This window comes from Thalassoglobus sp. JC818 (assembly GCF_040717535.1).
GTDB lineage: Bacteria > Planctomycetota > Planctomycetia > Planctomycetales > Planctomycetaceae > Thalassoglobus.
In genome coordinates this window covers 381,464-407,465 of sequence record NZ_JBFEFI010000003.1, presented here as the reverse complement: position 1 = coordinate 407,465, position 26,002 = coordinate 381,464, and the positions used below count along the sequence as shown (strand labels likewise).

Annotated in this window: 20 protein-coding genes; 10 read left to right on the top strand and 10 right to left on the bottom strand. The window is 52.3% G+C overall.

The genetic code is table 11. The features are described from left to right. Window positions 1-4: 4 nt before the first annotated feature. Window positions 5-706, bottom strand: a complete 702-nt coding sequence (locus tag AB1L42_RS09490; RefSeq protein ID WP_367053714.1) for a hypothetical protein — start codon at window positions 704-706, stop codon at window positions 5-7. Between the two features lie 186 nt (window positions 707-892). Further along, a complete protein-coding gene (locus tag AB1L42_RS09485; RefSeq protein ID WP_367053712.1) occupies window positions 893-1,333 on the bottom strand; it encodes a DUF2752 domain-containing protein in 441 nt (146 codons plus the stop codon). 658 nt (window positions 1,334-1,991) lie between these two features. On the opposite strand from AB1L42_RS09485, the gene AB1L42_RS09480 reads away from it, so the two are divergent. Then, window positions 1,992-2,198, top strand: a complete 207-nt coding sequence (locus AB1L42_RS09480) for a small basic protein (protein ID WP_367053710.1) — start codon at window positions 1,992-1,994, stop codon at window positions 2,196-2,198. Between the two features lie 267 nt (window positions 2,199-2,465). Here AB1L42_RS09480 and eboE read toward each other — a convergent pair whose 3' ends face one another. Next, window positions 2,466-3,638, bottom strand: a complete 1,173-nt coding sequence (gene eboE, locus AB1L42_RS09475; protein ID WP_367053708.1) for a metabolite traffic protein EboE — start codon at window positions 3,636-3,638, stop codon at window positions 2,466-2,468. A 200-nt stretch (window positions 3,639-3,838) separates the two neighbouring features. Between eboE and AB1L42_RS09470 the strand changes: the two genes are divergently transcribed. The 5 genes from AB1L42_RS09470 to AB1L42_RS09450 all read left to right on the top strand — a co-directional run bounded on the left by AB1L42_RS09470 (window position 3,839) and on the right by AB1L42_RS09450 (window position 7,819). Beyond that, window positions 3,839-4,450 carry a sigma-70 family RNA polymerase sigma factor gene (locus tag AB1L42_RS09470; RefSeq protein WP_367053706.1) on the top strand — a complete coding sequence of 204 codons (612 nt, stop codon included), beginning with the start codon at window positions 3,839-3,841 and terminating at the stop codon, window positions 4,448-4,450. A 19-nt stretch (window positions 4,451-4,469) separates the two neighbouring features. Beyond that, entirely contained in the window at window positions 4,470-4,982 is a 513-nt protein-coding gene (locus AB1L42_RS09465) for a hypothetical protein (RefSeq protein ID WP_367053704.1), read from the top strand. Then, window positions 4,975-6,363 carry a collagen-like protein gene (locus AB1L42_RS09460; RefSeq protein WP_367053702.1) on the top strand — a complete coding sequence of 463 codons (1,389 nt, stop codon included), beginning with the start codon at window positions 4,975-4,977 and terminating at the stop codon, window positions 6,361-6,363. Before AB1L42_RS09465 ends, AB1L42_RS09460 begins: the two co-directional genes overlap by 8 nt. Before the next feature lie 92 nt (window positions 6,364-6,455). Beyond that, window positions 6,456-7,169 (top strand): ABC transporter ATP-binding protein, encoded by a 714-nt coding sequence (locus AB1L42_RS09455; protein ID WP_367053700.1) that lies wholly within the window; start codon window positions 6,456-6,458, stop codon window positions 7,167-7,169. After that, window positions 7,166-7,819 (top strand): hypothetical protein, encoded by a 654-nt coding sequence (locus tag AB1L42_RS09450; RefSeq protein WP_367053698.1) that lies wholly within the window; start codon window positions 7,166-7,168, stop codon window positions 7,817-7,819. Before AB1L42_RS09455 ends, AB1L42_RS09450 begins: the two co-directional genes overlap by 4 nt. A 139-nt stretch (window positions 7,820-7,958) precedes the next feature. Here AB1L42_RS09450 and AB1L42_RS09445 read toward each other — a convergent pair whose 3' ends face one another. The 6 genes from AB1L42_RS09445 to AB1L42_RS09420 form a co-directional block, all read right to left on the bottom strand. Next, complete coding sequence (locus AB1L42_RS09445; RefSeq protein ID WP_367053696.1) at window positions 7,959-9,983, bottom strand: DUF2079 domain-containing protein; 2,025 nt, start codon at window positions 9,981-9,983, stop codon at window positions 7,959-7,961. Window positions 9,984-10,065: 82 nt separating this feature from the next. After that, window positions 10,066-11,781 (bottom strand): family 16 glycoside hydrolase, encoded by a 1,716-nt coding sequence (locus tag AB1L42_RS09440; RefSeq protein ID WP_367053694.1) that lies wholly within the window; start codon window positions 11,779-11,781, stop codon window positions 10,066-10,068. A 342-nt stretch (window positions 11,782-12,123) separates the two neighbouring features. Next, window positions 12,124-13,245, bottom strand: coding sequence for a citrate/2-methylcitrate synthase (locus AB1L42_RS09435; protein WP_367053692.1), 1,122 nt, complete (start codon window positions 13,243-13,245; stop codon window positions 12,124-12,126). Between the two features lie 128 nt (window positions 13,246-13,373). After that, a complete protein-coding gene (locus tag AB1L42_RS09430) occupies window positions 13,374-14,948 on the bottom strand; it encodes a ThuA domain-containing protein (protein ID WP_367053690.1) in 1,575 nt (524 codons plus the stop codon). A gap of 56 nt (window positions 14,949-15,004) precedes the next feature. Then, window positions 15,005-15,991, bottom strand: a complete 987-nt coding sequence (locus AB1L42_RS09425) for a PP2C family serine/threonine-protein phosphatase (RefSeq protein ID WP_367053688.1) — start codon at window positions 15,989-15,991, stop codon at window positions 15,005-15,007. Further along, window positions 15,960-16,787, bottom strand: coding sequence for a serine/threonine-protein kinase (locus tag AB1L42_RS09420; protein ID WP_367053686.1), 828 nt, complete (start codon window positions 16,785-16,787; stop codon window positions 15,960-15,962). Before AB1L42_RS09420 ends, AB1L42_RS09425 begins: the two co-directional genes overlap by 32 nt. Window positions 16,788-17,216: 429 nt before the next feature. Between AB1L42_RS09420 and AB1L42_RS09415 the strand changes: the two genes are divergently transcribed. From AB1L42_RS09415 to AB1L42_RS09400, 4 genes are all read left to right on the top strand, one after another. Next, the gene (locus tag AB1L42_RS09415) at window positions 17,217-18,650 is read left to right on the top strand and encodes an aspartate aminotransferase family protein (protein WP_367053684.1); all 1,434 of its coding nucleotides are present in this window, start codon (window positions 17,217-17,219) and stop codon (window positions 18,648-18,650) included. 3 nt (window positions 18,651-18,653) lie between these two features. Further along, complete coding sequence (locus tag AB1L42_RS09410; RefSeq protein ID WP_367053682.1) at window positions 18,654-19,688, top strand: prenyltransferase/squalene oxidase repeat-containing protein; 1,035 nt, start codon at window positions 18,654-18,656, stop codon at window positions 19,686-19,688. Window positions 19,689-20,151: 463 nt separating this feature from the next. Next, a complete protein-coding gene (gene polA, locus AB1L42_RS09405; RefSeq protein ID WP_367053680.1) occupies window positions 20,152-22,842 on the top strand; it encodes a DNA polymerase I in 2,691 nt (896 codons plus the stop codon). A gap of 294 nt (window positions 22,843-23,136) precedes the next feature. Continuing rightward, window positions 23,137-24,525 carry an RtcB family protein gene (locus tag AB1L42_RS09400; protein ID WP_367053678.1) on the top strand — a complete coding sequence of 463 codons (1,389 nt, stop codon included), beginning with the start codon at window positions 23,137-23,139 and terminating at the stop codon, window positions 24,523-24,525. A gap of 136 nt (window positions 24,526-24,661) precedes the next feature. Here AB1L42_RS09400 and AB1L42_RS09395 read toward each other — a convergent pair whose 3' ends face one another. Beyond that, window positions 24,662-25,438, bottom strand: a complete 777-nt coding sequence (locus AB1L42_RS09395; protein WP_367053676.1) for a gamma-glutamyl-gamma-aminobutyrate hydrolase family protein — start codon at window positions 25,436-25,438, stop codon at window positions 24,662-24,664. Window positions 25,439-26,002: the final 564 nt, after the last annotated feature.

The following is a 26,002-nucleotide window of genomic DNA, read 5'->3' as shown; positions in this document are numbered from 1 at the left end:
TTGGTTATCTCGCGAAGAGATCACCTTGACTCACGCGGTAGAACGAACAACCGACGTCATCGGCCATTTGATCGATGAATCGGCGAATGAAGACGTTCTGAGGCATCTGGTCTGTCGTGACAGGATGCGAGGTGGGATGAGTCGTTCGGAATTCCTGATCGTAGACACGCAGCGTCGACTTCATCGTGTCTTCGCCAATGACTTCGTAGCCAACAACACTTCCGCTGGCGCGTCCCCGAAACAGGTTCGGGCTGTGATCTTCTCGGAACTGAAAGCTGTTCACGTTGATCACCATGATGTAATCCACATCGGGCATCTTCCGGGCCAGCAGATCCGGGTCGAACGTTCCGCCATTTGCATCAAGGATATTGGCAGCAGCATCCGGGTGAAGGACTGCCATTCCTCTGCGCTTCATCCTGCGGATTACTTCATCCTGCAAGTCAGCAGTGAGTGAGTCATATTCAGATTGCACATACGATGGAGAGGTGCAGTGGATCAGAATTCGCTTGTTTTCATCTTCCAGGGAAATCCCGGTCGCCAGCTCAAAACCGGAGGTCTGAACCGGATCGCCCATCATCATTTTTCCCATCATCACCAGCGAGTTGATGCAACCCGTGGAAACGACCAACAGGGCAGCACACAACATAAGTCGCGTAATGCGGCGAGAATGATTTCGCGAGTGACTGGATGTCGGCTGTTCCGGCATCTGGTGGTCCTTCACCATTGAGCGAGCATCGTGCTCGCCGGGGAGGGAATAAATGAAGCAACAAACTTAAGTTGAACTGGCGGCGGCAGAGCAAGTTGCTCTTTCCAGTGCACTCGCGTGTGCTCACTCACTCATCTAAGGCTGAGATTGCTCGTGCGAGTCAGTGCAAACCAAATTTGAAACGTTCTAAAACCAAACAAACTGGACTGTCCACTGAAGAAGAGCGACACCAATGATCACCGTCATCAGGAACAGGGAAACCTTGGTCGGATCTTCAATCCCAAACAACGTTCCGCTTCGCAAACTCACGATCCCCCATGGCAGTGACGCCAGGCAGGTCAGTGACAGCAGGAATACCGCCAGATTGGCTTTCGCCGAAGTGATCCAACGTCCACGGACAAAGTTGGCCACACTCGTCGTCCCGCCACAACTGGGGCAGTTGACTCCGAAGAGTGTCCGGATCGTGCACGGAGGAAGTCCGAATTGCTGGTGGGTTCCGAATCCACGTGGGTCAGGTTCGACCGACGCTGCCAGTCCGAATCCGAAAAGGATTCCGAGCTCGGCGAGGATCAGGAGAATTTTGAGGGGAAGTGTGAGGGGAAATGAAGGAATCTTCGAATCACGCATTTCAGTGATGTGACTTTGAATATCGGTTGGCCTGTGAAACGACAAGTTCATTCTTGCCACAATCTCCGGGAGAAAACCAGCCTCGAAAGCCAGAAGTTTCGACGACGAACACCGCTTTCTCCTCACCTGCTTCGATGCCTGAACGACACTCGAATCGTTTCAAGACTGCCCAGAGACAGCTAGTGATTGAGAACTCTCTCGTCGATTTCGAGTTCAAGTGATGCAATTCGACCGCAAGACTCATGCACTGTGCAGGAAATCCGTGCAATGAATCAAGTCGTTCAACTCACTCTCCTCTCGAACGATAATTAGCTCAGCGAAGCCACCTGAGTTCGAGCATGAACCCTGCGAGTCTTCGTATTGAAGTACCGGTCAGGCTCGCCGGAATTGGACCGACCAGAGCCAATCGGAGAAATCGACTTATCGCAGAATCTGCCGAACGAGCACTTACCGATCTCCCCTAAATTCGCATCCCCCAATTACGATACGAACGGCCGAACTGGAGGAACAACAGCCTCGACAAGTCTCCGAGCGAGAAATCGCTTCGAAACATTGATTTCACTTGCCTGATCGACTAATCTTCACGACCCTGAATTTTCGGGGACGGCTGATGATGTGTCGGTCGGTTCTCTCAATTGCCTTTAATCTGTGTGCTAAGATGAGTGTTGACAAGAGTTTACGAGGTGGCGGCCGGCTGGCTCGATCACGCAACGTCTTGAAGAGAAGCGAGCGCATCGAAAAGCTGAAAGAGCAGGACCGATGGATCGACTCTCAAAGTCCATACGGCTTGCCGAAAGTCCGTATCGTCAAAGTTGTGGCTGGTAAGAAAAAGAAGAAGAAGAAAGACGAAGACGAAGACAAGTAAGGCTGTGTCCCCGAGACTGTGTCTCGAAGACTGCGCCTCTGAGAATGCCCAGGATAAACAAACCGGGCAGCGTGGGCATCTCTCCAGAAACTTGTCGACTTCGACCAAGTCTCCCATGCATTCGCACATCTCGCGAACGCTGGATCATCTCAGGTGCAACAAACCCTGAGATCTGAAAACAAAAGGCGACCCTCCTCATCGGTGGGTCGCCTTATTTTTTGGCCTACTTCTTATCAATCCCCGACAGATTCTCCATCGACAGCGCTATCAGTCGCTGCCGATTCGCTTCAGCAGTTCGCGAGTCGCTCGCAACTCTCCGACCAGTCCTTCGACCAGCGGAATGTCTCGCTCTCCTGGAAGTACGTTCCAAGTGTACGTTTCCACTTCGAGATGCGGTGCGTAATCAAGCTTCGCAACAGCAGACAGTGCCTTCTCGAGATCCGGTCGAGTTGTCCCCAGCTCGCCGATCGCTTCCGCATCGACCGGCACATGGAAATGGATTCTCCATGCGTCTGCATTCTGGAAGTCTTCCGGGGGATTGTCACACAGATCCGCCGAGAGATCAGTCACTGACACGATTCCGCTCGCGGATCTGGCGAAGCTTTGATGCAGATACCGCTGCTCTACGAATTGCTTGAGCTGTTCTCGTGCCGCCGGCCGTTCCCATGGACTCTTCACGTCGATGGCACAGGTGATGTGTACCTTATTGATCCGAATCCCCTTGGCCGTTAGATCTTCAATCGACTTGGCAGTGTCTTCGAATTCGACAGCTTGATGGCAGACGTCGTAACAGACCCCGAGATGCCGCCTCGCGATCTGGTCTAGCCCCTGACTTTCAGCTTGGGTGAACAACTTCTCGAAGAATTGAATCGTTTCCGGTGTCGTTTCGAGAACGCACAACGGTTCCGGCTCGATTGCCAGTCGGATGACTTTTCCGGTTTCATCATGCAGTCGATCAAGGTGTTCCGCAAGCTGTAACAACTTTTGAATGCATTGACCGTCAAAATCAGATGGTCTTTCAAATCCTTTGAACCCGAGGGGAACTGTCGACAAGCTGCCTTCCGTGCCGTCCGGCATCAGCTCTGACAAAACGTTCGCACAGGAAATCGTGTAGTCGAGCCGTTCCTGAGTCGTCCAGTCAGGCAAATAGACCTGTTCTTTGACTCTTTCGCTGTGAAAATTCCCGTATGGGAACGTATTCAGCGTATAGCAAACGAGTTCGCCCTCGTTGAGAACGTCTTGCAACTGGGAGATTTTTGAGGAGTCCTCCTCGATCTGCGAAATGGCCGAAGCTGGCAACCACAGGCCGGCTGCGATCCGCTCTCCGAGTTGTTGCCGTGCTGGGATTGTGAAACTTGTCAGACCAGAAGCAATCTCTTCGACGGTTTTTCCAGGATGAACGTTTGTGCAATAGCTGAGCGGCAAGGTGCTGAGAGACATCTGAAATCCATGAAATTCATCGAAGCTGAGTTTCCAGCAATCTAGGCAAACTGCGAGCTACTTCACAGCCTGATTGCCAGCTACGATAAAAATTGGTTACCTTTAGGGACAATCGAAACTCGCGATCTCTTCCGGGGTTTCAATTGTATGTGACAAGTCGGAGAGAGAAGTCCTGTGAGCAAAGAATCGTAAAGCGAGTGGTGACATCTTCGCTGAGCCAGCCTTCCTATCTCCACGATCCTGACGTGCAACTTATGTTGCGAGTCAAGGACGGGGACGATGGTGCGTTTGCACAGATAGTCCAGCGGTTCCAAAACCGGCTGGTCGGTGTTTTCACAAATATGTTTGCCGATTCTTCGCTGGCGGAAGATCTCGCCCAGGAAGTCTTTCTTCGCGTTTATCGAGCCAAACAGGGATACCAACCGACCGCAAAACTCTCGACCTGGATTTTTCAGATTGCCCACAATCTGGCCAGTAACTCGAGACGTTCCAAAGGTCGCAAGAAGGAAGTTCAGTTCCAGCAATCGCTGAGCGGTTCACAACCCGTGGCGTTCGGTGAAGAACGGCTTCCTGAAAATTCCTCACTGATGCCAACCCGACAGTTCGAAAAATCCGAGTTACAAGATCGAGTCCAAGCTGCGATGTCGCTTTTAAATGAACGGCAACGGATGGCTGTTTTGCTTCATCGCTTTGAAGGGATGAGTTATGCCGACATCGGCGAAGCAATGGAATTATCCCCTCAAGCTGTGAAGTCATTACTGTCGAGGGCCCGGGAGAATCTTCGGGAAGCACTCGAATCATTCGTTCAATAACCTCGAAACCATCCGTCTCATGGACAAGCTGAGCAGACTAACTCCTGAAGACCGCGAGAATCTCATTGCTTACCTGGACGGTGAGCTTGATGAGCAGGCGACGCGTCGAATGGAGTCGATGCTCGTTGAAAGTTCAGTGGCACGCAATGATGTTGAGGTCCTCTCGCGAACGTACGATCTGCTCGACGAGCTTCCCCGTCCGAATGCTCCGAACGATTTCGTTGAACGAACTGTCGCCACAGCGAAGATGGAGCATGTTTCCGTCCCGCTTTCAAAGCGGCGATGGTTTCGTACCTCAACCCAAATCCTCACGCTCTGCGGCTGGACCTGCGTCATCGTCGCGTCGGCAGCTCTTGGCAGTATGGTCTCCGATCAATATTTCCAGAGTCAGGACGATGTATTGATTGAAAAACTTCCGGTGATTCGAAGTTTGGATGTCTATTACGAAGTCGACAATCTGGAGTTTCTGAACCGGTTGAGTGCGGAGACGTCGCTTTTGGATGAAATGTCGAGGGAATCAAACGATGAATAAATCCTTCGTAAAACTCTGGATCTTTTTGTCCGTCCTCGTAGCGATTGTTCTTGGACCGTATCTCGTCCGTGATAAGTCCGAGGTGCTCATTCGCCGTAGCGACAACCTGAAGAAGATTTCGGAGATGACTCCCTCCGAGCGAGATCACCTCAATCGCAACTTCTCTGCGTATGAGACGATGACCGCTCAGCAGAGACAACAGGTTTTGGAGTTGCACTCGGAACTTCAAACGACAGCTGTCTCGAGTGATCAACAGCTGCGCGAAGTCATGAATACGTATATGGACTGGTTGCAAACTCTGGAACCGTATCAGCGTGATCGCTTGAAACAAATCACCGATCCGTTGCAGCGAATAGAAGCCATTCGCGAAATCATTCAGGAGCAACGCGTCCGACATGCTTCTCAAGTGACGCAACGTTCTTTGGGACGAGAGATTGATCCCCGACTTCGCGACTGGCTCCGAGCGATGTCGAGCGTGCCGGTCCTGTCCGATGATTCGATGCAGCGTCTCATGGACGGAGTCATCGAGCTGAATCCGTTGCTCTCCACACTCGACGATCGTCGCGAACTCGAACAGCTTCAAGGACTACAGCATCACCTCCGACTTCTGGAAATCCTTCGCAGTCGGTCCGATGCATTCCCCGGAGACCGAGGTCCACCCGGTGAAAGAGGCGGCCCTTCGGGAGAACGTGGACCTCCCGGCGAGCGTGGCCCTTCTGGTGAACGCGGTCCGCCCGGTTTTCGCGGCCCATTCATCTTTCCCGAATACCGTCCTATTCTGGATTCGCTCGTTGAGAACTTCGATCGATACGTTGAAGATTCCGAAGCACGTGATTATCTCAGCGATGATTCGAGTAAGTTCCCTGAAAACTTTCGGCTTCAAGGAATGCTCTTTAAATCGATGATGTTGAAAGCGATTGGGGAAGAACGGAAATCACGCAGAACAACAACGGCTGACTTAAAAGAAGATTTCGACGCCATCAGTGATGCTGAGCAGGATGAACTCCTCAGCCTGTCGGCAGTCGACTTTTATCGGTCGCTTGTGTCGGCGACGGAGACTCATGACGGCGTCCACCATTTCGATGTCATGAAAGCGTTTCTGCCCATCGAAATGCTGCATTGGTCGCTCAATCGCCGTTCGAAGTTCGGACACCCAGATCGGGGAGACGACGACGATCGCGACGGAGAAGGCCGAGGCGGATTCGGCTTTCGAGGAGATGGCCGTCCGCCGGAGGGACGTCGACAAGACAACCGTGGTCCAGATAATCGTGGGCCTGATGATGGACGTTTTCGAGGCAGCTCGAATCGGTTTCAGCGAGATTTTCGGGACGACTCCGACAAAGAACCGGACAGTTCGGAAGACGAACAGTCCCCGGAGTAGAATTTGGGTCTCCGCAGCCTCTAAGATAACTGCCGACGTTGCCGAACGCTGGCGACAATGTTCCTCGTAGCTGCTCGAAACAGACGATCACGATGACAGATGGACTGAGAGTCCAGCAGTTGACCAAGCACTTTGAATCAGCTGCTGGCGAATTGACCATTCTCCAAGACGCTGAATTGTCCATGTCGACGGGAGACTCTGTGGTCATTACCGGCCCTTCGGGTTCCGGGAAAAGCACTCTGCTCTACATCATTGGAATGCTGGACCAACCGAGTTCAGGCACGGTTTCGCTGAATGGTGTCGACTTTGGTTCGCTCTCGTCGGCCGATCAGGCTCAATTTCGAAACCAGCAAATCGGTTTTGTCTTTCAGGACCACCATCTGCTCCCGCAGTGCACCGTTTTGGAAAACGTTCTCCTACCGACACTGGCAGGCTTCATGGATCGTGCTGACGCAGTCGATCGAGCGAAACAGCTTTTGGAACGTGTTGGTTTGTCAGAGCGAATTCAACACTTCCCAGCGATGCTCTCGGGCGGAGAACGTCAACGTGTGGCGGTTTGTCGTTCGCTGATCAATCAGCCAGTTCTTCTTCTAGCGGACGAACCGACCGGCAACCTTGACCCAGTGACGGCTGAATCGGTCGGCTCTTTGCTTCTCGAAGTTTCTAACGAACAACAAACAATGCTGGTCTGCGTGACGCATAGTATGGAACTCGCAAATCGCTTTCCGGTCCGCTACGAGTTGACCCACGGCAAGCTTGTCGAGGTCAGCAATCGAGAAGATCAATCAGCCGAGGCGAACGCATGAGCACGCCGCCCAAACATCCCGGTCGACGAAAACAAAACTCCTGGCAGGTTGTTGTTTTTCTAATCGTCCTCGGTGTCGCCTGGTACCTTCAACGATCTGAAGAGGCCGAACAGAAGATCAATCCTCCCGCTGCTCCGGTCGTTGAGACTCACACATCGGGTCTTGATGAAGAACCGATACAGCAATCGGCATCAGATGACAACTCTTCGAAACTTCCGAAAATCAAAGTTCCGGAGCTGACGAACGAACCGGACGAGCAAGCTCCTTTTCTCGTTGAAGTTTCGAAGAACATCTTTGAATCTCCGGCAGGACTTGTCTATCGCTCCGGGAGTGTCGATGGACATCGCGTCGACCACGTGCTCAGTCATGCGGAAGACATTCCCGCCAAACCGATTCATGGAGTTTTCAGCGGGGATCGAGAAGAGATTTTCAAGCTGATCGACGAAGCTTGGAAGATTGCCCAGGAACGCGGACCGCCGCAAGTTGAGACTGAACAGAACCGCGACAGAACTGTTTTGACGGTCGATATGAAACGTGCGATCGGATTCGTAGGTGGGCAGTCCGGAAAACGCCAAGGCCATCCTGAATGCAGAAAGATCCGACTGGTCGTCGAAGACCAAGACGTCATCACTGCCTATCCGATGAGATAACCCGTTGCTAAGGTTCTCATGCTGCGAGAAACCAGTTAAGAGCATCGTCAGATTTGGCTTGCACTCTTTCGCACGAGCAACAACAGCTTGTTGCCGACTGAAACAGCAGGAGCGAGTGCACTGGAAAGAGCAACTTGCTCTACTTCAGTTGAATCGAGGACGACTTCCGCTTTAAGACTGCGAAATAACCGTCTGTTTCGTCGGGAAGCAACTCCCACTCATCGGGCTCATTGACCAGTTCCCGCAGCTTCGAGATGTCGTCATACACACCAATGCTGTAGCGATGTCGCCTGTCGATGATGATGAGATCAGTGTCGGTGGGAACTCGATCTTCGTAGTTGGCCACCTTTCGCGGATAGTCGCTGTAGTCGTACGACCTTTCCTGATGCGTCAAACGAGCATGCACGAAGTCCGTGGAAGCAACGCGAGCATTGAGTGGAATTCGTTCGAGAATCGTTTCGAGATGTTTCGCACGATCGTCTTGAACATAGAGACTCTTCCAGTACATCTCGTGTCCGGAATCCCAGAAATGAATGCTTAGCGGCGAGAATCCGAAGAGGAGAGTTGTCGCGAATGAACAACTCACAACCCACTTCGCCATTGTTCCCTTCCCTGTTCGAGCAAAGTCAGAGCCCACAACAACAGCGGCACTCCACACTAGAATCGGGACAATCGGAGCATGAAAATGGTGGTACGGCCCCGGCGGTTGCATCGCCAAATTGTTTAAGCACAAAAGCATGAACAGTGGCAGCGCGACGAGCAACTGCGACCAGGCACGAAACGGAATCCCCAGGGGAACAAGCAAACGCAGCAGGTAAACGACTGAACCGACCGTGACCAGTTGCCCGAGCAAGAGTCTCGGATTCAGCACCATGTTTGTCACAATTTCCGTGGGCGTCTTGCCGAAAGCTTCAAAGTATCTGGCGTAGTGAACCGTTTCCCAACTGCGGAAGTAGGGAATCGCAAACTTCACAACGACGAGCAGATAAATGGTCGCTAACACACAAGTGGTGATTCCGAACCAGATCCTTGCTGCATCCCGCTCAGTCTTTTTTCGCTTTGATTGAAGCCATTCAGTACAGGCCATCCACAATCCAAACGGAGCAATGACAATTGCGTAGTCTTCCTTGGCTGCGAGACAAACCAGGAAGCACGCGACCATCGTTTTCCATCGACGCGTCTCCGATGCGTAGATTGCCCAGAACATCGCTGGAACTCCGAAAACGATCGGCCGAAACGTTTTCAAATCAATCGCGATGTCGAGGAAGTGCATTGGGAAATACAACAGGTAGGCAATTCCCATCAAACATGCTGCTTTCGCATCACCTAAGTTTTTGCGAGTGAGCAAATAGACCGGTACCGCACCCGACGCCAGCATCAGCGACTCGCAAAGCTCAAGCAGTAAGTGCGACGGCCAGATTGCGTACACTGGCAGCAGGAACAAGTGGGCGAACTGGATGTGCTCACCCCAGAACAATCCCTGATCGAGGTAGCTGCGAAATCCTTTTCCGTGAAGAACGTTCCAGAGATGCTCTTCGTACATCACTGAATCACCGTGGGGAATCCGCAAATTGAACCAGAGACACCAGTTCATGCCTACGGAAACGACGGTAAAGAGAATCATCCCGATTCCCAGGAAGAACATCGCACGTCGTCGCTGCGACTTCTCAGATGCTTCATCGATCGGTGGCTGGCTCCAATTCCTGCGGTCGAGTACTTCATAGCACCAGCCAGCAAGGAAGAGCCCGAAGACAAGATTGACCAAGCCGATCATTAAACTTGTGAAGACAGGAGAGAGAAATGCAATCAGCCAGAGGACCGACCAAACCAGCAGCAACCATGACCGCCTGCCGGTCTTCACGAAGACTTCGGAAAGACTGACTGCTGAACCGTTTGCCCCGATCCAGCCGGAGCAAGCGACCGACAGATTCACCACGAAGCTTGTCAACAGACCGACGAGTAAAACTGCCAGCCAGTTCAAGCTGCCATCTCGATCGGAAGAGACTGGAGCGATCGTTCCCCCCAGGCTCTCCACAATTCCTTCTCGCAGCGATTCTGAAAAGAATGCGCTTGAAGCCATCGACGACTCAAGAACGAAACCGACAAAAACCGTCACTGCGACGATTTGCAGCAGCAGCGCGAAGAAAGCTCGTTGAGAAATCATGGCAGCATTATTCGCGACGTTCCGTTCGTGCACTCAGTGCAATATTCATCGTTCGGAGTTTTGATCGAGACGCCGATCTCGTTTACTCGGCTTCGATCGACTCGACAGTCATTTGACGAGTTGGCCAGTAGTCTCCTCGTCGAAACTCGAAAGCTGTCGGAACAAACTCTCCGACGATTTCTGAGGAAGCACCGGTTGTTGGAATCTGTTCTTCCAAACCGGTCAGCCACAAAACTGAGTTCACGACGAGTTGACGGAAACCATCATTGACCAGGTCTGTCGAAGAGCCCATGGTCGTTGTCACGACTTGACCGACTTCTCCTTCTGGCACCTGATAGCTCTTCGTCCAGACGATGGGCATCATTGGATCATTCTTAGAGTCATCAAGCTCTGTGTCGGTATCTCTCATCCCATACAGCGGATCACCTTCAGTGGCTTCACCGGCGCGATTGACGACTTGCCCCAAAACGAGCGGTTGTGAGTCTCCCGGAAGTGGCAACCGGACTCCGTAAACGTCGGTCGGTCCCCAGATTCCTTCGACACCTCTGAGAATCGGATGACCCGATTGATCTTCGACGATCACTCCACGTGTGCTTTGAGATTTGTGTTTTCCGTGGTGACTGATCCACTTTTCGCCCAGCACGAGCCGACCGAATCCGTCTTGCCAAGCTTCTTTGGGACCGTTGTAGCCGTTGCTGTAGTGTGACCACGAACTCCCTTTCGGGAAGTTGAACGCATGTGTCGCTGTCCGCAATCCCAACACGGGTCCGCCACGTTGCAGGTACCGGTCAATGTACTGCATCTGTTCATCCGGAAGAGCTCGGAAGCGAGTGGCAATGATCATCAAATCAGCATCTTCGAGAGCTTCAAGCCCTGGAATGTTCTCGCCGTAGTTGGGGTCAATAAAACCTGTTTCAGGGTTGATGGGAAAGACAACGCGGCAATCAAACCCATGCTGTTTCGACAGAATCAAAGCAAGCTGAGGAAGCGTCTCTTCTGAGCGATATTCTTCATCGCCAGCAATGAGAACAACTTTCTTGCCGACGCCCGCACCTTTGCTACCCGAGTAATCGATGTACTCTTTCTTCGCAGTTTCGTCCGCTTTGACTTCTTGAATCTGAATGTTCTTCCAACGCACCTTCGTACCAGCTCGGGATGCATTGTCTCCAATTCCATGAACTTGCAATGCGATGAAACCTGAAGCATCCATGCCATCCGTCAAATCCGCAGCTGGCACTCCATTAACCCAGGTCTTGATCGAGTTTCCGATCGCCTGAATCCGGTAGTGATTCCACTCACCATTCTTGAACGCTTTTCTCGCTGCTTCGTTCTGGTCGCCGGAGAGATCGTTCAACCAGCCGCGACGTCCTTCATCGTAGATTCCCCCAGACCAGGCTCGTTCGGACGTGTCGATTTCGACTTGATAACCGTGAACTCGACCGACGGGAATGGTCTTCTTGCGAATCTGTCCGCTCGAGGTTTTGGTCTCAACGACTTGTGGTTCTTCAGCCACATGGCTTCGAATCTGAATTCCAGAGTTCAGTCCCATGTCGACCTTGAGATCAACATCCAGAATGAAGTCAGAGTAATCCCGGTCGGTACACAGGAAGCTGTTCGGGGTGTTGACGACTGATTCCCCGACGATCACGCCGTTCTTAATCGAGTACTTCGCTTCGCCGCCTCGCTGCGTCCAACCTTCGAGCGAATCTCCCTTGATCAGCGAGACCGGCTCTCCGGCATCGGCACTATGAAAGCAAGCACAAGCGACAAGAAAACTCGCGAGCCGTAGAAATCTCATCCGAGCACTCCTTGAGTGTGTTAGAACCTGAGTGGTATTGAGTCTCGTGCAGGTATCCGTTGCCGGAACGGGAGGTAAATTCCTCATGCGTTCAATCAAGAATTTGATTGAACGATGGCGACAGGAGACCATGCAGAGCGAGACGTTCAGACTGCTGGGGTCTGAAAACTCCAAGGTAGAGAAAACATCTCGCGAGGGAAAGGGACCGCGTTGGCGATCAGACAAACGTGACGTGCCTGGAGCAAGTTGCTCATTCCTGTGCTCGTGCTTGTGCTGTTTCACAAGTGAAGAGACAGTGTTTGCTCGTGCGAGATCGTGAACACCAAATCAAAAGTGCTCGAATCAGTCAGCCCGCATGCGGAGGGGTTCAAATCGGCAGTTCACTGCACCGCGATATCGCGCTCGGGGACGAATCACTTCGTTCGTCTCACACTGCTCTAGTGCGTGTGCACTCCAACCGACAACGCGAGCTGCCGCGAACAATGGCCGAAAGAGATCTCGATCGAGACCGAGGTACGAAAAAAGCCGACACAGTGGCCAGTCGACATTTGGTGGCAGTTGTCGCTCTTCCCAAATGACTCGTTCAATTTCTTCAGCGAGCTTTTCCATATCCTGACGATTCGAAGCTCGCGCAAGTCGTTCGCATTCAACTTCCAGAATCGAAGCCCGAGGATCGCATTCCTGATAGACCGGATGCCCAAACCCGGGGAACTCTGCATTCGCTCGTTGCTGAGAGATCCATTTGGATGCTTCGGACGGTTCCCGGACTTCGTCGAGCAGATCGAGAGGACCGTCGCCACCTCCGCCATGAGACATTCCAATAAACGCATCGAGTGCTGCCAGAATCGGTCCGTATTGTGAGCATCTCGTTGAGCCGACGATTCGTGCTACGTAGGTCGACGGATTGAATTCGTGTTCAGCGCATACAACGAACGCCACGTCGAGTGCACGTTCAAACAGAGAACTGGGCACCTCTCCGGTGATGACATAGTAAACGTTCGAGATGTAGCTCAGCTCCGGCTTCGGCTGCAGGACAGGAAGCCCCAATCTGGAGCGGTGCCAGCAGCCGATCAGCAGTGGAATTCTCGCCATCAACCGAATCGTCTGAGTGTGCCCGGCGCACAGCAGGCTTTCGCTGGGCTGAGGATCGAAGTGACTCAGAAGTCCAATGCCAGTCCGAAGAACTTCCAGCGGAGAGTTATGAACTGGAATGCGCTCGAACATGTGTTCGATGATCGGCGGCAATTGCTGTTCTTCATTGATGACCGTTAGAAAGTCCGCAAACTGTTCTTCGCTGGGGAGTTCATCAAACAGCAGAAGATAGGCAACTTCAAGAAAGGAGGCACCTTCCGAGAGTTCGTGCAGGCAGTACCCTCGATATTGAATTCCGTCATCCAGACGACAGATTTCCGTCTCACCGGCAATCACGCCACGTAGTCCGGGATGATAAATTTCTTGTGCCATAAAGATCCCTCCGTGGCTCGAGGCGACTCCATCCTCGTTGTTTTGTTCAACAAATCGGATCGAGTCAGGAACTGCCTGTTCCTCGATATGTTACTCATTGCCGATTAAGGTTATCGATACCGAAGTTGTCACTGACCTTCAAGCGTCCAGTCAATTCCATTCTTGAGCAATTGCTGAAATGTTGGGTTCTGAAAGTCATCGACGTGACCCAGTGAAGTGTAAAACGAACGTCCTCCATCTTTCCGACGAAACGTCCATGCAACCGGCTCTGGATCCTCTCCTTCAACCGCTCCGGTCATGAGGACAGTTGCTTCAGGCTTCAGCGGAGATGTCTTGTAGAGCGACCATCCCTGCTGGAATGGAGTGCGAGGGATTCCCTCAAGCACGGGATGCTCAACATCGGCAATCGTAATCATGCTCTTCAACTGATTGCCATAATGATTCGTGTAGTTTCCTCCGAAGACTTCCGCATCGAATTCTTTCCAGTCAGCAAAGCCTTCTGGAGGTGCTTCCTTTCTCAGCGAGAAAGCATGGCTTGCGGTTCGTATCCCAACAACTGGTTTCCCACCGGCGATGAACTCTCGAACGACCTCCAAGTCTTTTTCCGGCAATACGCGACGACGAACACTGACTAACAAAACATCCGCATCGGCAACCGATTCGATGCCTGGGACCTGGTTGCGATCAGAAGGAGTCGCGAAGACTTTGAGAACTCGGTAGTCGTGACCGAGAGTGTCGATTGCGAATTCAGGCAGCGACTTGGCTGTCTCGTATTCGTCTTCCGCAATGAGCATTGCCAGTGTGGGACGTGTATCGTCGGCGAATCGAAACTCTTTGCCGCCGATCAATTGCGTACTGAGAATCGTGGGGCAAACAAATCGCTCGATGTGGTCGACGATCAAATCCGTCCCTGTGAAGTGGCTGACAAAGGGAGCAGACCGCGGATCGTACATCGTGTCCGTTTGGTCACGCATGAGAACAACGTTCTTGCCAGCGGTTGAGAGACGCCGCAGCCCAAATGGGCGTCCCAATACACACATGTTCGTGTGCACGCCTGTCATGATCACATTGCTGAGGCCATTGGCTTCGAGGATGTTCCAGACCTCGTCTCCCTGGTCAGTGATGTAATCTCGCTCAGGATCAATCTCGACTGCAGCGTGCTGACGTCTCCATGGCCACTTTTCTTCCTCGAGCAAAGGCCGCAAACTCGCCTGCCAGGCAGCATGTTCGTCCGGGTCATCATCGCAACCACCGTTTGTCTGATCGATCGGATAAACGCCTTGCTCTTCTGATGGAATCTGGTAGCACCACTGTGTGATGTCTTCCGGATAATTATCGGCAGCTGGAGTCATTTGGGCGCGACTGCGGGCTGGGTGATCCTGATAGAACGACATGCAATTGCTCGGCGCATGAATGATGGTCACTCCACGTCGACGTGCTTCTTTGACGACGCGATTCAGAACCGGAACCATTTCTGCAACTCGAAAAGCTGCGTTCTTGCAATTGTGAGTGTCCCAGACATCGCAAACAATGAGCGCCGTCTGATCGCCTTTCCAGGTCTCCTCATCGGAGAGGGTGTGAAAGTTCGAGCTTCCTGGTTCCAGCGGAACTTGTTTGCGAAGAGTGAGTTTGAGTGACTCTGCGGAAACAAGATTGCAGACTCCCAACAGCATGGAAGTGATCAGCAGTATTCGCGAAAGCATCGCCAGGTCCTGTCGCTGAGACAATTCTCAACCACTCCGGGCTCTCGCAAATTGAATCAAGCCGAGCGAGGTTTCCGACGGTAAGCGAGAATCGTCAGGTCGTCTGGTTTGGACGGTAAGTTTGGAATTCTCGAACACATTCGCTTCACGGCAATCTCAGCCAACTGGTGAACGCCGTCTTCCAGCGAACCCTTGCGGATGCATTCTACAATTTCCACTGCAAACAGGTTATCGAACAATCCATCAGATGCCAGCAAGATCGTGTCACGAGCAGCCAGACTGATCCACGGGCCCAACTCGATCGACATGTCTCGGCTTCCAATCACATTGGAAACTAAATGACGATTCTCGTGCAAAATCGCTTCCTGCTCAGAGAGTACACCAGCTTCGAGTGCATAGCCCACTGGTGAATGTGAAACAGTCTCGTACTTGATGCGTCCTCGCTGACTCATTACAAGAATTTGCGAGTCGCCCGCATGGTACGTGCGCGCTTTTGATCCCTGCAGTTCTACGAGGGCAAGCGTCGTCGCAGATCCTGACCCCGATTTGATCAACCGTCTGTTCGCTGCTTCGATGCGATTCAGAATCATCGAGCGAAGCCCGTCTCCGTCACGTTGATCGGTTCGTGATTGCAAAGGAACCTTCAAGCCTTTGCTGATGACAATGTGCCGATCTTGTTCTGGCTCTTTCGGAACCGGCAGACCTTTTCTCAGGCTGTGCACCAAAGCACGAGAAGCGTTCTTTCCGCCGCGATGCCCACCCAGTCCGTCTGCAACAACAAGAATGCCCTGATCAGCTGATGCTGAGAGCACTCCCAGCGAGTCTTCATTTTCCGTCTCGCGCGAGGGTGACTTCATCGTCAACCAGGCAGCGACACCGTTGACACAGTCAACAGTCGTGACTGGAGGAATTTCAATCGGTTCTTGGACACCGAACGATGGAATGTCGAGAGCATCCATTTCCACCGTGTCATTGAGCGCGGGAGAGTTGGCGACTTCCGACTGCTCGGGTTCAGGCAGTTTTGGTTCTGCGTCGTTCTGCATAGGTCATGACTTTGGACTTGAGACGCTGAAAAGCGTTCCTCATATGGATGCAATCACGAAAGCGGTTCCTGGGGTTTGGTTCTATTGCCTTCTTCAAGAATTCGACGAATTCGGGATGAACCTTTGTTCTAAGTTTTTTAATTCCTAAGGGTGGCCACTCGTAAGGCCATTCCGGCCAGACGCCCGATAACATTCTATAAATGATCAGGCCCGCCGAGAATACATCCGAGCGCTGAGATGGTTTTCCCATTGCCTGTTCCGGAGCCATGTACCCAATCGTCCCGGTGCCGGACCCGCGAACAGTTTTCAAAGCGACCTTGGCGATTCCAAAGTCTGCAAGGCGCAGAGTGTTGCCATCGAACAACACCATGTTCTCTGGTTTGACGTCACAATGAATGATTCGCTGCTGATGCGCATAAGCCAGAGCATCCAGAATTTGCTCTGCGAGACTCATCGATGTCTTCAACGAAACGCGTTTCTGAAGACGATCTGCGAGCGTTCTTTCGCCAAGCGGCAGCGCGATCACGAAATGGTCTTCAATGATCGAAGCATCTTTCAACGGCAGAATGTTCGGATGCTCGAGACGGGCTGCTAGTCGGACTTCGTTTCGAAAGTCTTTAAGAAGTTGCTCATCAATTTGCTGAGAGTGTGGAATCTTGAGCGCGACACGCAATCCCTCGATCGTGTCGAAAGCTTGGTAGACTGTTGCAAAACCGCCTTCGCTCAGACGCTTCTCAATCCGATATTTCCCCAGCTTTTGACGAGCTTTGAGTGCCACAGTGAAGATTCCTCTCATGGATGCCTTGACCTTCTTCTTGAAGAAATTCGAATTCCATTCAAGGCGATTCCATCCCGGTCAAATCTACAGTGAATCTGGATCTGGCAATAGGAAAATGTCCGGATTGACAATCGCTTGCGGGGAAATGGGTCATTCCACTATCAGTGCAACAAACGAAACTATCGGCACGAAGTCTGCACTCACGGAGAATATTCGGAGTGGAGTGCAGATCTTGCCGTATCGTTACAATGTGACAGCCCAACCTCATCGTCCTCCCCTGCCAGGTAACTTGACAGGACCTCACCCCTTTTTGAACGTCCCCGTATCGTTTCCCCGATTCTGCCTCACAATCCGCAATTCAAAGCATTTCCTCGGATTTTCGTTTGAACTCGCATCCGGTTCACGTGTCTGAGATACTGCGATACTTCCTTCCCGATAGGCGAGACCATGCAAAACCCGATCCAGCATCCAGGCGAAAATCAATCCAACGCAACGCGGGCTCGGCTTACCTCTTCAGAACCGAAATCGCTCCGGACTTATACTCCGAGCCAGGCTGTCTTTTCGAAATCAGCGGGTGTCTTTCATTGGACCCCGGAAGGCCGGCGACTCTACGACTTCAGTTCCGGAGTTCTCGTCTCCAACCTCGGACACAATCCAACTCGCTGGCTAAAAAGACTGACTTCTTACCTCGGTTGGAACCTCAACGAGATCGAGAAATCCGAAGAGCCTTATCTCGCTGCAGTGCCGCTCACGGCATACAACGCGATGACAGATCTCGAAGCCGAAGCAAACGACCGGCTTCGAAAGAGTCTCCAACAAAGCTCCGGCGGAGAACTGCTCGACCATGTCTTGTGGTCAGCTTCGGGATCGGAAGCGGTACAAAAAGCACTTTGGGCCTGTCTCGAGCGAGATCCGAAGCGACAGCGAATTCTCGCGACTCGCCACGGTTTCCACGGCAAAAAAGGACTCGCGGGAGCGGTCACCGGGTGTGAAACGGATCGTGATCGCGACCCTCGCGTCACCTTCGTCAGCTTCCCGATGGCATCGTGTGATGACCTGGAACAGCCGTCCGAAGAGTTTGATTTCCAAGAGTACGAACAGGAATTGAATTCGCTCTGGAACGAATACGGAAGCGAAATCAATTGCCTCATCACAGAACCGTATCTCGGCGGAGGCGGGAGTTTTCATCCTCCGAAAGAATATCTGCAACGACTCCAGCAATGGTGCAACGAGCACGACATTCTCTTCATTCTCGATGAGGTTCAAGCCAATTTCGGACGGACCGGAGAAATGTATGCGTTCGAAGCATACGGGCTTCGCCCCGACTTCGTGTGTCTCGGAAAAGGGTTGGGGAATGGAGTTCCGGTCAGCGCCGCCGTCGGTCGCTCTGACATCACAAAACACATGAACTACGGAGCAGCTTCCGACACCTGGAGTGCCAACCCATTCAGCTGTGCAGCTGTCCTGGCAACGCTCGACGAGTTCGAATCGACTGATGTTCTTGAAAACACCAGGATGATCGGCAAGCTGTTTGCAGATCGTTTGATTCAGGCGAAAGCGAGTCCTCTCATCGCAAAAGTTCGAGGTGAAGGTCTGGTGTTCGGAGTTGAATGTGATGCCTATGCTGACCATTCTCCTGCTGAAGTCGCGAACGAAATCGTCAAGCAGTGCTACCTCGGCGAAGAAGGCGGGGATGGCATTCACCTTCTTGGAGCATTGGCCGGAAAGGTGTTGCGAGTCAGTCCACCCATGACAATGACTCGTGAACAGGCAGAAACGTCGCTGGATTTGTTCGATTCACTCCTTGAGCGAACGGCAGAGTCGCTGGAAAATGGCAGACAATCCGCCACTTCGGGTGTATCATGCTCTCAAGGAGGATAATTCATGAGATTTTCGCGAGCTTTCACCGCAATCCTGTTCTGCATCATTCTGACCGTTGTTCCAAATACGGTCTTGAACGCGGATGACGCTGCGGTGAAACGCTCAGTCACGCGAAGTCTCGAATACCTCTCCCGAGCACAACGGCGACAGGGATTCTGGGAAGCCAACGGGGGACAGTATCGCGTCGCAATGACGGCTCTGGCTGGGACTGCGTTTCTTGCGGAGGGCTCAACAACAACCCGGGGACGGTACGCCAAAAACATCTCGCGAGCAGTCGATTACCTGATCGACATGTCCCAACCGAGTGGATTGATCGGATACCCGGACGACTACCACTACACCTACGGTCACGGCTTCAGCATGCTCTTCCTGTCTCAGGTCTATGGTGAGGAAGAAGACGCTCTCAGACGAACTCAGATCAAGAAAACACTGGATAAAGCAGTCCGTTTCAGTGCTGAAGCGCAAACATCCCTTGGAGGATGGGGTTACGTTTCAGCTCGTGAGGGAAATGACTTCGACGAAGGTTCCACCTGCGTCACGCAAGTTCAGGGACTGCGGGCCTGTCGCAACGCGGGAATCGTCGTTCCCCGCGAAATCATCGATCGCGCGAAGGTTTACATCCGCAAATGTATGACTGAAGACGGAGGAATTCAGTACAGCATCCGCGGAGGAGGTGCCCGCGCACCGATCACCGCTGCTGCAGTTGCGAGCATGTACAGCGCCGGTGAATACGGCGAGACCGATGACGTCGAAAAAATGCTGAAGTACTGCGAAACGAACATCTGGCCGGAAGGAAACGGCATCAAGAGCAACAGCTTCGGTCATTGGCACTACATGCACTATTACCTTGCACAAGTGATGTATCGGGAAACTGACCTTTGGGACAAGTACCGTGCGGAGATCGAAGCGGTCCTCGTCAGTCAGCAAGGTCCCGATGGCTCATGGCAAGACAACAGCGTCGGCCCGGTTTATGTGACCGCCATGAACGCCACGATTCTGCAGTTGAAGCACGGATACCTGCCAATTTTCCAACGCTGACGAAAGATTCGTCACGCATCTTCACAATTGCCAGCTTCATACTTGGAGCTTCCGCGGAGAATCTTCCATTGATCTCTGCGACTTTCTCTTCACAAGAGCACTTTCATCTCTGAAACGTGCGATCTGATCTCCCGAACTTGTGATTCGAATCGATATCGAAGACATTCATGAATCCAGGAACGGTTTTGAGACAATCTGGAGTGCCTTGCGAGCACTTCACGGATGAGAGCATTTCATGAATTTGTGTGCAGGGTCTCGCACGAACAAGCACAGCCTTTTAACTTGTGAAACAGTGCAAGCGAGTGCACAGAGAACAGCAACTTGCTCGAATCTTCGCGAAATCGCATCAACAAACTGACTCACAACAGCGTGAAGCTGTTCAGGCGAGTGCAACAAACTCTGATGGATGCGACTCAGTCTTCCGAGCCATCTATCACAGATTCTTTTGACAACCGGACAACTGATGGCTGAGACGCTCTACATTATCGATACCTTTTCTCTCGTCTTTCAGGTCTTTCATGCAATCCGGCAACCGATGACGGGCACGCGGGGCCAACCGACGAATGCGGTGTACGGATTCACCGGAGACATTCAACACCTGCTGAAAGAGAAATCGCCGACTCACATCATCTGTGCAATGGAGTCCGCCACGCCTCAAGAGCGTGTTGCCATCTACACCGAATACAAAGCCAACCGCGACGAAATGCCGGACGACTTGCGTCCGCAGATTCCGATGATCCTCGACGTCGTTGAAGGCTATGGAATTCCGATTGTCTCCTATCCCGGTTGGGAGGCAGACGATGTCATCGCAACAGTGGCCACGCGAGCTGCGGCCGAAGGCATGGATGTCTGCGTCGTTACGAGCGACAAGGATATCCGACAGCTCCTCAGCCCGAAGATCAAAATCTACAGCATCCGCAAACGATCTTTCTTCGATGAAGAAAACCTCTGGGACGAATGGGGAGTGCGACCGGATCAAGTGATTGATTTCCAATCACTCGTCGGAGACAGCGTCGACAACGTTCCGGGCGTTCCACTCGTCGGTCCAAAGAAAGCTCAGATGCTGCTCGAGAAATTCGAAACTCTCGACGCAGTTCTTGAAAACGCCGATCAGGCTCCCGGAAAAAAACTCGCTTCCAATCTGAAAGAGTTCGCCGATCAAGCCCGCATGAGTAAAGAGCTTGTCGCGCTGAAAACGGATCTTCCGATCGAGCTGTCTTGGGATGACTGCCGAGTGCAGGCTCCCGACCATGAGCGACTTCTCGAACTCTTCCGGGACTTTGGTTTTCGTCGTTACGCCAACGAAATGGAAACCGAAATTCAGAAAGGTGCTGGCCCAGATCCTGAAGTGGAAAGTCGAAGCTGGAGGACAATTTCGACATCCAAGGAATTCAATGACTTTCTCAAAGACCTTCAAAAAGAGGATGAGTTCTGCGTCGATCTTGAGACGACAAGCGTCGACCCGCTGCAAGCAGACATCGTCGGCTGGGCCTTCTGCTGGAAAGCACATCAGTCGTTTTATCTTCCAGTCGATGGACCACCCGGTTCTGCGACACTCAACGCTGACGAAGTTCTCGCTGCCCTGAAACCGATTCTCGAAGATCCCACGAAAACGATCGTCAACCAGAACATCAAGTATGACTACCTCGTACTGCGCCGCGTCGGAGTTGAAATCGCAACGATCGGCCTCGATTCCATGATCGGGGATTATCTCCTCGATGCGGGTGCCAGAACTCATAAGCTGGATGAAATCTCGAAGAAGTATCTTCACCGGGAAATGATCCCCATCAGCGACTTGATCGGGAAAGGCAAGAAACAGCTGAAGATGTTCGAGGTCGATGTCGATGCTGCGGCGGAGTACGCCAGCGAAGATGCCGACGTCTGCTGGCAATTGACCGAAATCATCGGCGAGCAACTGAAGGAAGAGAATCTGTGGGGGCTCTACTGGGACCTCGAACGTCCACTGATCAAAGTGCTCGCTGAGATGGAATGGAATGGCGTGCGAGTTGACGTCGAGGAACTCAAGCGACAAAGCGATCACCTGACGCTTCGATTGTCTCAACTCGTGGAAGAGATTCACTCAATCGCCGGTTCGAATTTCAACATCGATTCACCGAAGCAACTCTCGAAAGTGCTCTTCGAAGACCTCAAACTTCCCGTCATCAAGAAGACGAAGACCGGCCTTAGCACCGATCAGGAAGTGCTTGAAAAACTTGCTCATGAACATCCGCTTCCCGCCAAGCTGATCGAACACCGACAGCTTTCCAAACTCAAAGGGACGTATCTCGACGCCCTGCCTGCTCTGGTCAACAAGACGACCGGTCACATCCACACATCCTTCAGCCAAACGACAGCAGCGACCGGCCGACTCAGCTCGAGCGATCCAAACCTTCAGAACATTCCGATTCGGACCGACGAAGGACAAATGATCCGCAAAGCCTTCGTTCCGAGCCAACCCGGTTGGAAACTTGTCTGCCTCGACTATTCGCAAATCGAACTCAGAATGCTCGCCCATTTCTGCAAAGACGAAGAACTTCAGCGAGCCTTTCGCGACGGCGAAGACATTCATCGCACCGTTGCAGCACAGGTCTATGGCGTTCCGGTCGAAGACGTCGATTCTTCACAACGGCGAGTCGCCAAAGCTGTCAACTTTGGCGTGATTTACGGTCAATCCGCCTATGGCCTGGCTGCCGCTCTTTCGATTCCGAAAGAAGAAGCTGCTCAGTTCATTGACGATTACTTTACAAAGTACGCGTCCGTGCAGGAGTTTATGGACCGCGTTCTGGATGAGTGTAAAGAGTCGGGCTACGCACGCACGATCTTAGGGCGACGGCGTGAGATCTCTGGCATTCGACCGAAGCGGTGGGGCAACCTGAATCTTCCGGAACGAACCGCCGTCAACACTGTCATTCAAGGATCGGCTGCGGATTTGATCAAACAGGCAATGATCAACGTCTTCAATCAATTAAAAAAACAAAAACACTCCGCCCGGATGCTTTTGCAGATTCATGATGAACTCGTTTTCGAAGCTCCTGCTGAAGATGTTGATTCCCTGATTTCCTTAGCTCGACACGAAATGGAAACTGCCCTCGACCTCGATGTTCCGCTGGTCATCGACTGCAAACAGGGCGACAACTGGCTCGACGCTGATTGAATTTCTTTGCGTAGCATTATGCGACTGAAGAAAGCCTGCGTGAAAGAATTCTCTGAAAACGAATTGTTGCTAGATCATTCTTCCGAACTCCTGCTCTGGTGAGCGTGTCCGGTGTCCAACTCAAGATTCATTTCGTCTTTGACTGGGTTGTCAAAGCGAGGAGGGCCACGCAGAGTGAATGTCTCTCGCCGATTTATTTTCTGAGTGGCTCTGCGATTGTCTCTTCTCTTTTCTTACGCTGAAGATTGAGTTTGCTCGCGCGAAGGCGAGAGATCTGAGCGAAAGGATGCTCGAATGAACCGTCGACAATTACAGAAAATTGGTGTCCCTGAGTCGTGTGCGAAGTCAGCGATCCAGGCAATTCAAGCAGCTGTCTCATCCGGAATGAGTGGGAAAGAAGCACTTGATCGCCTCGTGCAGGTTGTGAGTTCCCCATCGGACTTTGACGGTGATTCTGTCTTCGGGGAGTTCGCGAACGAACTCGTCTGCGCTCCTCCAGCTTTCGAGCGACATCAGATCGACTATTCGGTTTGGGGAAGCGAGTTCATCGACGACAATTCGCATCGACAAATGCGGGATGCATGTTCGCTGCCGCATGCTGTCGCCGGAGCTCTGATGCCGGATGCTCACGTTGGATACGGACTTCCAATTGGTGGTGTGCTTGCCCTGGAGGGAGCGGTCTGTCCATACGCAGTCGGTGTCGACATTGCGTGTCGAATGAAGTTGTCCATCCTCGACATTCCGGTTGAGCGTTTCGGGGAGGAATCACAAGTCCGTCGGCTTTCCAATGCCATTGAAAAGGGAACTGTGTTCGGAACCGGAAAGAGCTGGGACCGGCGCAAGAACCATTCCGTGATGGACGAGGACTGGTCGGTGACTCGGATTACTCGTCAGAACAAGGACAAAGCATGGAAGCAACTCGGAACTTCCGGATCCGGAAACCACTTCGTCGAGTTCGGAACTCTGACACTTCACGAATCCGATCTTGGACTGAAACCGGGAACTTACACTGCACTGCTGAGCCATAGCGGAAGTCGTGGGGTGGGTCATTCGGTCTGCTCAACGTACAGCAAGATTGCGCAGCAACTGTTGCCGTCGCAGTACAAAGAGTTCGGTCAGCTCGCCTGGTTGGAACTTGATTCCGAAGCGGGTCAGGAGTATTGGCTGGCCATGAACCTGATGGGTGAGTATGCCTCAGCGAATCATGCGGTCATCCACGAAGAGGTGACAAAACACGCAGATGCAAACGTGTTGACTACGGTTGAGAACCATCACAACTTCGCGTGGAAGGAGGTCCACAACGGAACTGAAGTGATTGTCCATCGCAAAGGAGCGACCCCGGCGGGAGAGGGTGTCCTCGGTGTAATCCCGGGATCGATGGGAACTCCAGCGTTTGTGGTTCGTGGAAAAGGAAACGATCGGTCACTTCATTCCGCTTCGCACGGAGCAGGACGCGTCATGTCTCGAAAGCAGGCGAACGCGACCTACCGCTTCAACCATGTGCGGAGCGATCTCGCCAAAAAGGGTGTCAAAGTCCTGTCGGCGGGATCGGATGAAGTTCCGATGGTTTACAAGGACATTCACGAAGTCATGAAAGCCCAAACCGACCTCGTTGACGCAGTCGCGCAATTCGATCCCCGCATCGTCAAGATGTGCGGAGATGGAAGCCGCGCAGAAGACTGACGTCAACAAAACCGATAACTAAATGAAAACAGCCCGCTGGAGAAACTCCAACGGGCTGTTGTTTTTTATGCGTTCAATCGGCGCGAGCACGAGTGACTTGCTTGTCCACTCGCCTTGATCACTCGAGAGTTATCGATCAAGCAACGCGGCGTGTCTGGTCGAACTGAAGAATGTCGACGCCGGTCGCGGTCTGCTCTTTCGCACCGTCGATGAATGCTTCAAAGACTTGCAGATCAAGAGCGGACGCGGATTCACTTTCCGGGTGGAACTGAGTTCCGAGGCACCACCAGTTGTCATCAGTTGATTCGTAAGCTTCGACGACTCCATCCATCGCTGTCGCTGAAGCACGGAAGACCGATGCCAGTTGGTCAATCGCCATGTGATGATCACTGTTCACGCGAATTTCACCAGGTCCGTAGATCGAATCCATTTTCGTTCCCGGAACGATTTCGATCACGTGTCGCAAGCAGTTTTCGACAGCATCTCGGTGGCACAACGAACGATAAACATCTTCAGCGACGTGTTGGAAGAGAGTGCCTCCGCAGATCAGATTCAATACTTGCATTCCCGATCCGATAGCAAGTGTAGGAATCTTCATTTCGTATGCGAGCTTTGCCAGACGGCGGTCAAAGTCTTCGCGACGAGCAGGCATTGCTCGTGTGACCGGGTGTGGATCAAAGCCAAGGCGAATCGGGTCGAGGTCAAGTTTGCATCCGGTCAGAACAAGCCCATCAACTTGTTCCAGCATCCGACGCAGGTCATCATCTTCAGCCATGGGCGGCAACATGATCGGAATGCCACCGCTGTTGCTGACAGAATCGTAGTATCCAGTGTGCATCCATGAGAAAGAGAACGTCTCGCTTTTCGCGGCACGGAAATCGGCATTGATTGCAATGATTGGTTTGTCGTTCATGGTTTCTCTTCCTTGATGAGTTGGATGGAACTCTTTTTCCGGGTCGTGGTATCGAATCAAACAGTGGGAGCAAGGGTCGCTTGCCGGGACTTTTCCGAACTGGAACTCAACCGCGCCCGCACGCGGGGATGGCTTGAGTCAAACTCCAAATCGAAACGGCCTGTGTGATTGGACGACAGCAGAAAGTTCGTGAGAGAAACGAGAGATTGAGAATGAAGAAAGGGAGGGAGAGCGACAAGACCAAGCCAAGGGGTTGCAAGCCAAGGTCATCACATTGATCTGTGCGGAGAAATCGATCGCAAAGAAGGTGATCAATGTTCGCGAGATGCGGATGCATCGGAATCCATTCCAATCCAAGTTTCCGTCTGACCGAAACGTTCCGTTGTTAGAACTTTCGGCGTTCAATCTTTCTGCGGTTTTGATTCCAATCAGTGGAACTCTTCAAACGCAGGTCGAAGGTTGATTTTGTGTCCAACACGCTGCCAACCCTGACAGGAAATAAGGCTAACTCAGGGGAATCTGGTTGTAAAGCAAATTGCCGATCTTGTAGGGAATTTGACTCAA

Coding starts and splice junctions, on each gene's coding strand:
- AB1L42_RS09490 (WP_367053714.1), bottom strand. CDS start 706: ATGCCGGAACAGCCGACATCCAGTCACTCGCGAAATCATTCTCGCCGC.
- AB1L42_RS09485 (WP_367053712.1), bottom strand. CDS start 1,333: ATGCGTGATTCGAAGATTCCTTCATTTCCCCTCACACTTCCCCTCAAA.
- AB1L42_RS09480 (WP_367053710.1), top strand. CDS start 1,992: ATGAGTGTTGACAAGAGTTTACGAGGTGGCGGCCGGCTGGCTCGATCA.
- eboE (WP_367053708.1), bottom strand. CDS start 3,638: ATGTCTCTCAGCACCTTGCCGCTCAGCTATTGCACAAACGTTCATCCT.
- AB1L42_RS09465 (WP_367053704.1), top strand. CDS start 4,470: ATGGACAAGCTGAGCAGACTAACTCCTGAAGACCGCGAGAATCTCATT.
- AB1L42_RS09460 (WP_367053702.1), top strand. CDS start 4,975: ATGAATAAATCCTTCGTAAAACTCTGGATCTTTTTGTCCGTCCTCGTA.
- AB1L42_RS09455 (WP_367053700.1), top strand. CDS start 6,456: ATGACAGATGGACTGAGAGTCCAGCAGTTGACCAAGCACTTTGAATCA.
- AB1L42_RS09450 (WP_367053698.1), top strand. CDS start 7,166: ATGAGCACGCCGCCCAAACATCCCGGTCGACGAAAACAAAACTCCTGG.
- AB1L42_RS09445 (WP_367053696.1), bottom strand. CDS start 9,983: ATGATTTCTCAACGAGCTTTCTTCGCGCTGCTGCTGCAAATCGTCGCA.
- AB1L42_RS09440 (WP_367053694.1), bottom strand. CDS start 11,781: ATGAGATTTCTACGGCTCGCGAGTTTTCTTGTCGCTTGTGCTTGCTTT.
- AB1L42_RS09435 (WP_367053692.1), bottom strand. CDS start 13,245: ATGGCACAAGAAATTTATCATCCCGGACTACGTGGCGTGATTGCCGGT.
- AB1L42_RS09430 (WP_367053690.1), bottom strand. CDS start 14,948: ATGCTTTCGCGAATACTGCTGATCACTTCCATGCTGTTGGGAGTCTGC.
- AB1L42_RS09425 (WP_367053688.1), bottom strand. CDS start 15,991: ATGCAGAACGACGCAGAACCAAAACTGCCTGAACCCGAGCAGTCGGAA.
- AB1L42_RS09420 (WP_367053686.1), bottom strand. CDS start 16,787: ATGAGAGGAATCTTCACTGTGGCACTCAAAGCTCGTCAAAAGCTGGGG.
- AB1L42_RS09415 (WP_367053684.1), top strand. CDS start 17,217: ATGCAAAACCCGATCCAGCATCCAGGCGAAAATCAATCCAACGCAACG.
- AB1L42_RS09410 (WP_367053682.1), top strand. CDS start 18,654: ATGAGATTTTCGCGAGCTTTCACCGCAATCCTGTTCTGCATCATTCTG.
- polA (WP_367053680.1), top strand. CDS start 20,152: ATGGCTGAGACGCTCTACATTATCGATACCTTTTCTCTCGTCTTTCAG.
- AB1L42_RS09400 (WP_367053678.1), top strand. CDS start 23,137: ATGAACCGTCGACAATTACAGAAAATTGGTGTCCCTGAGTCGTGTGCG.
- AB1L42_RS09395 (WP_367053676.1), bottom strand. CDS start 25,438: ATGAACGACAAACCAATCATTGCAATCAATGCCGATTTCCGTGCCGCG.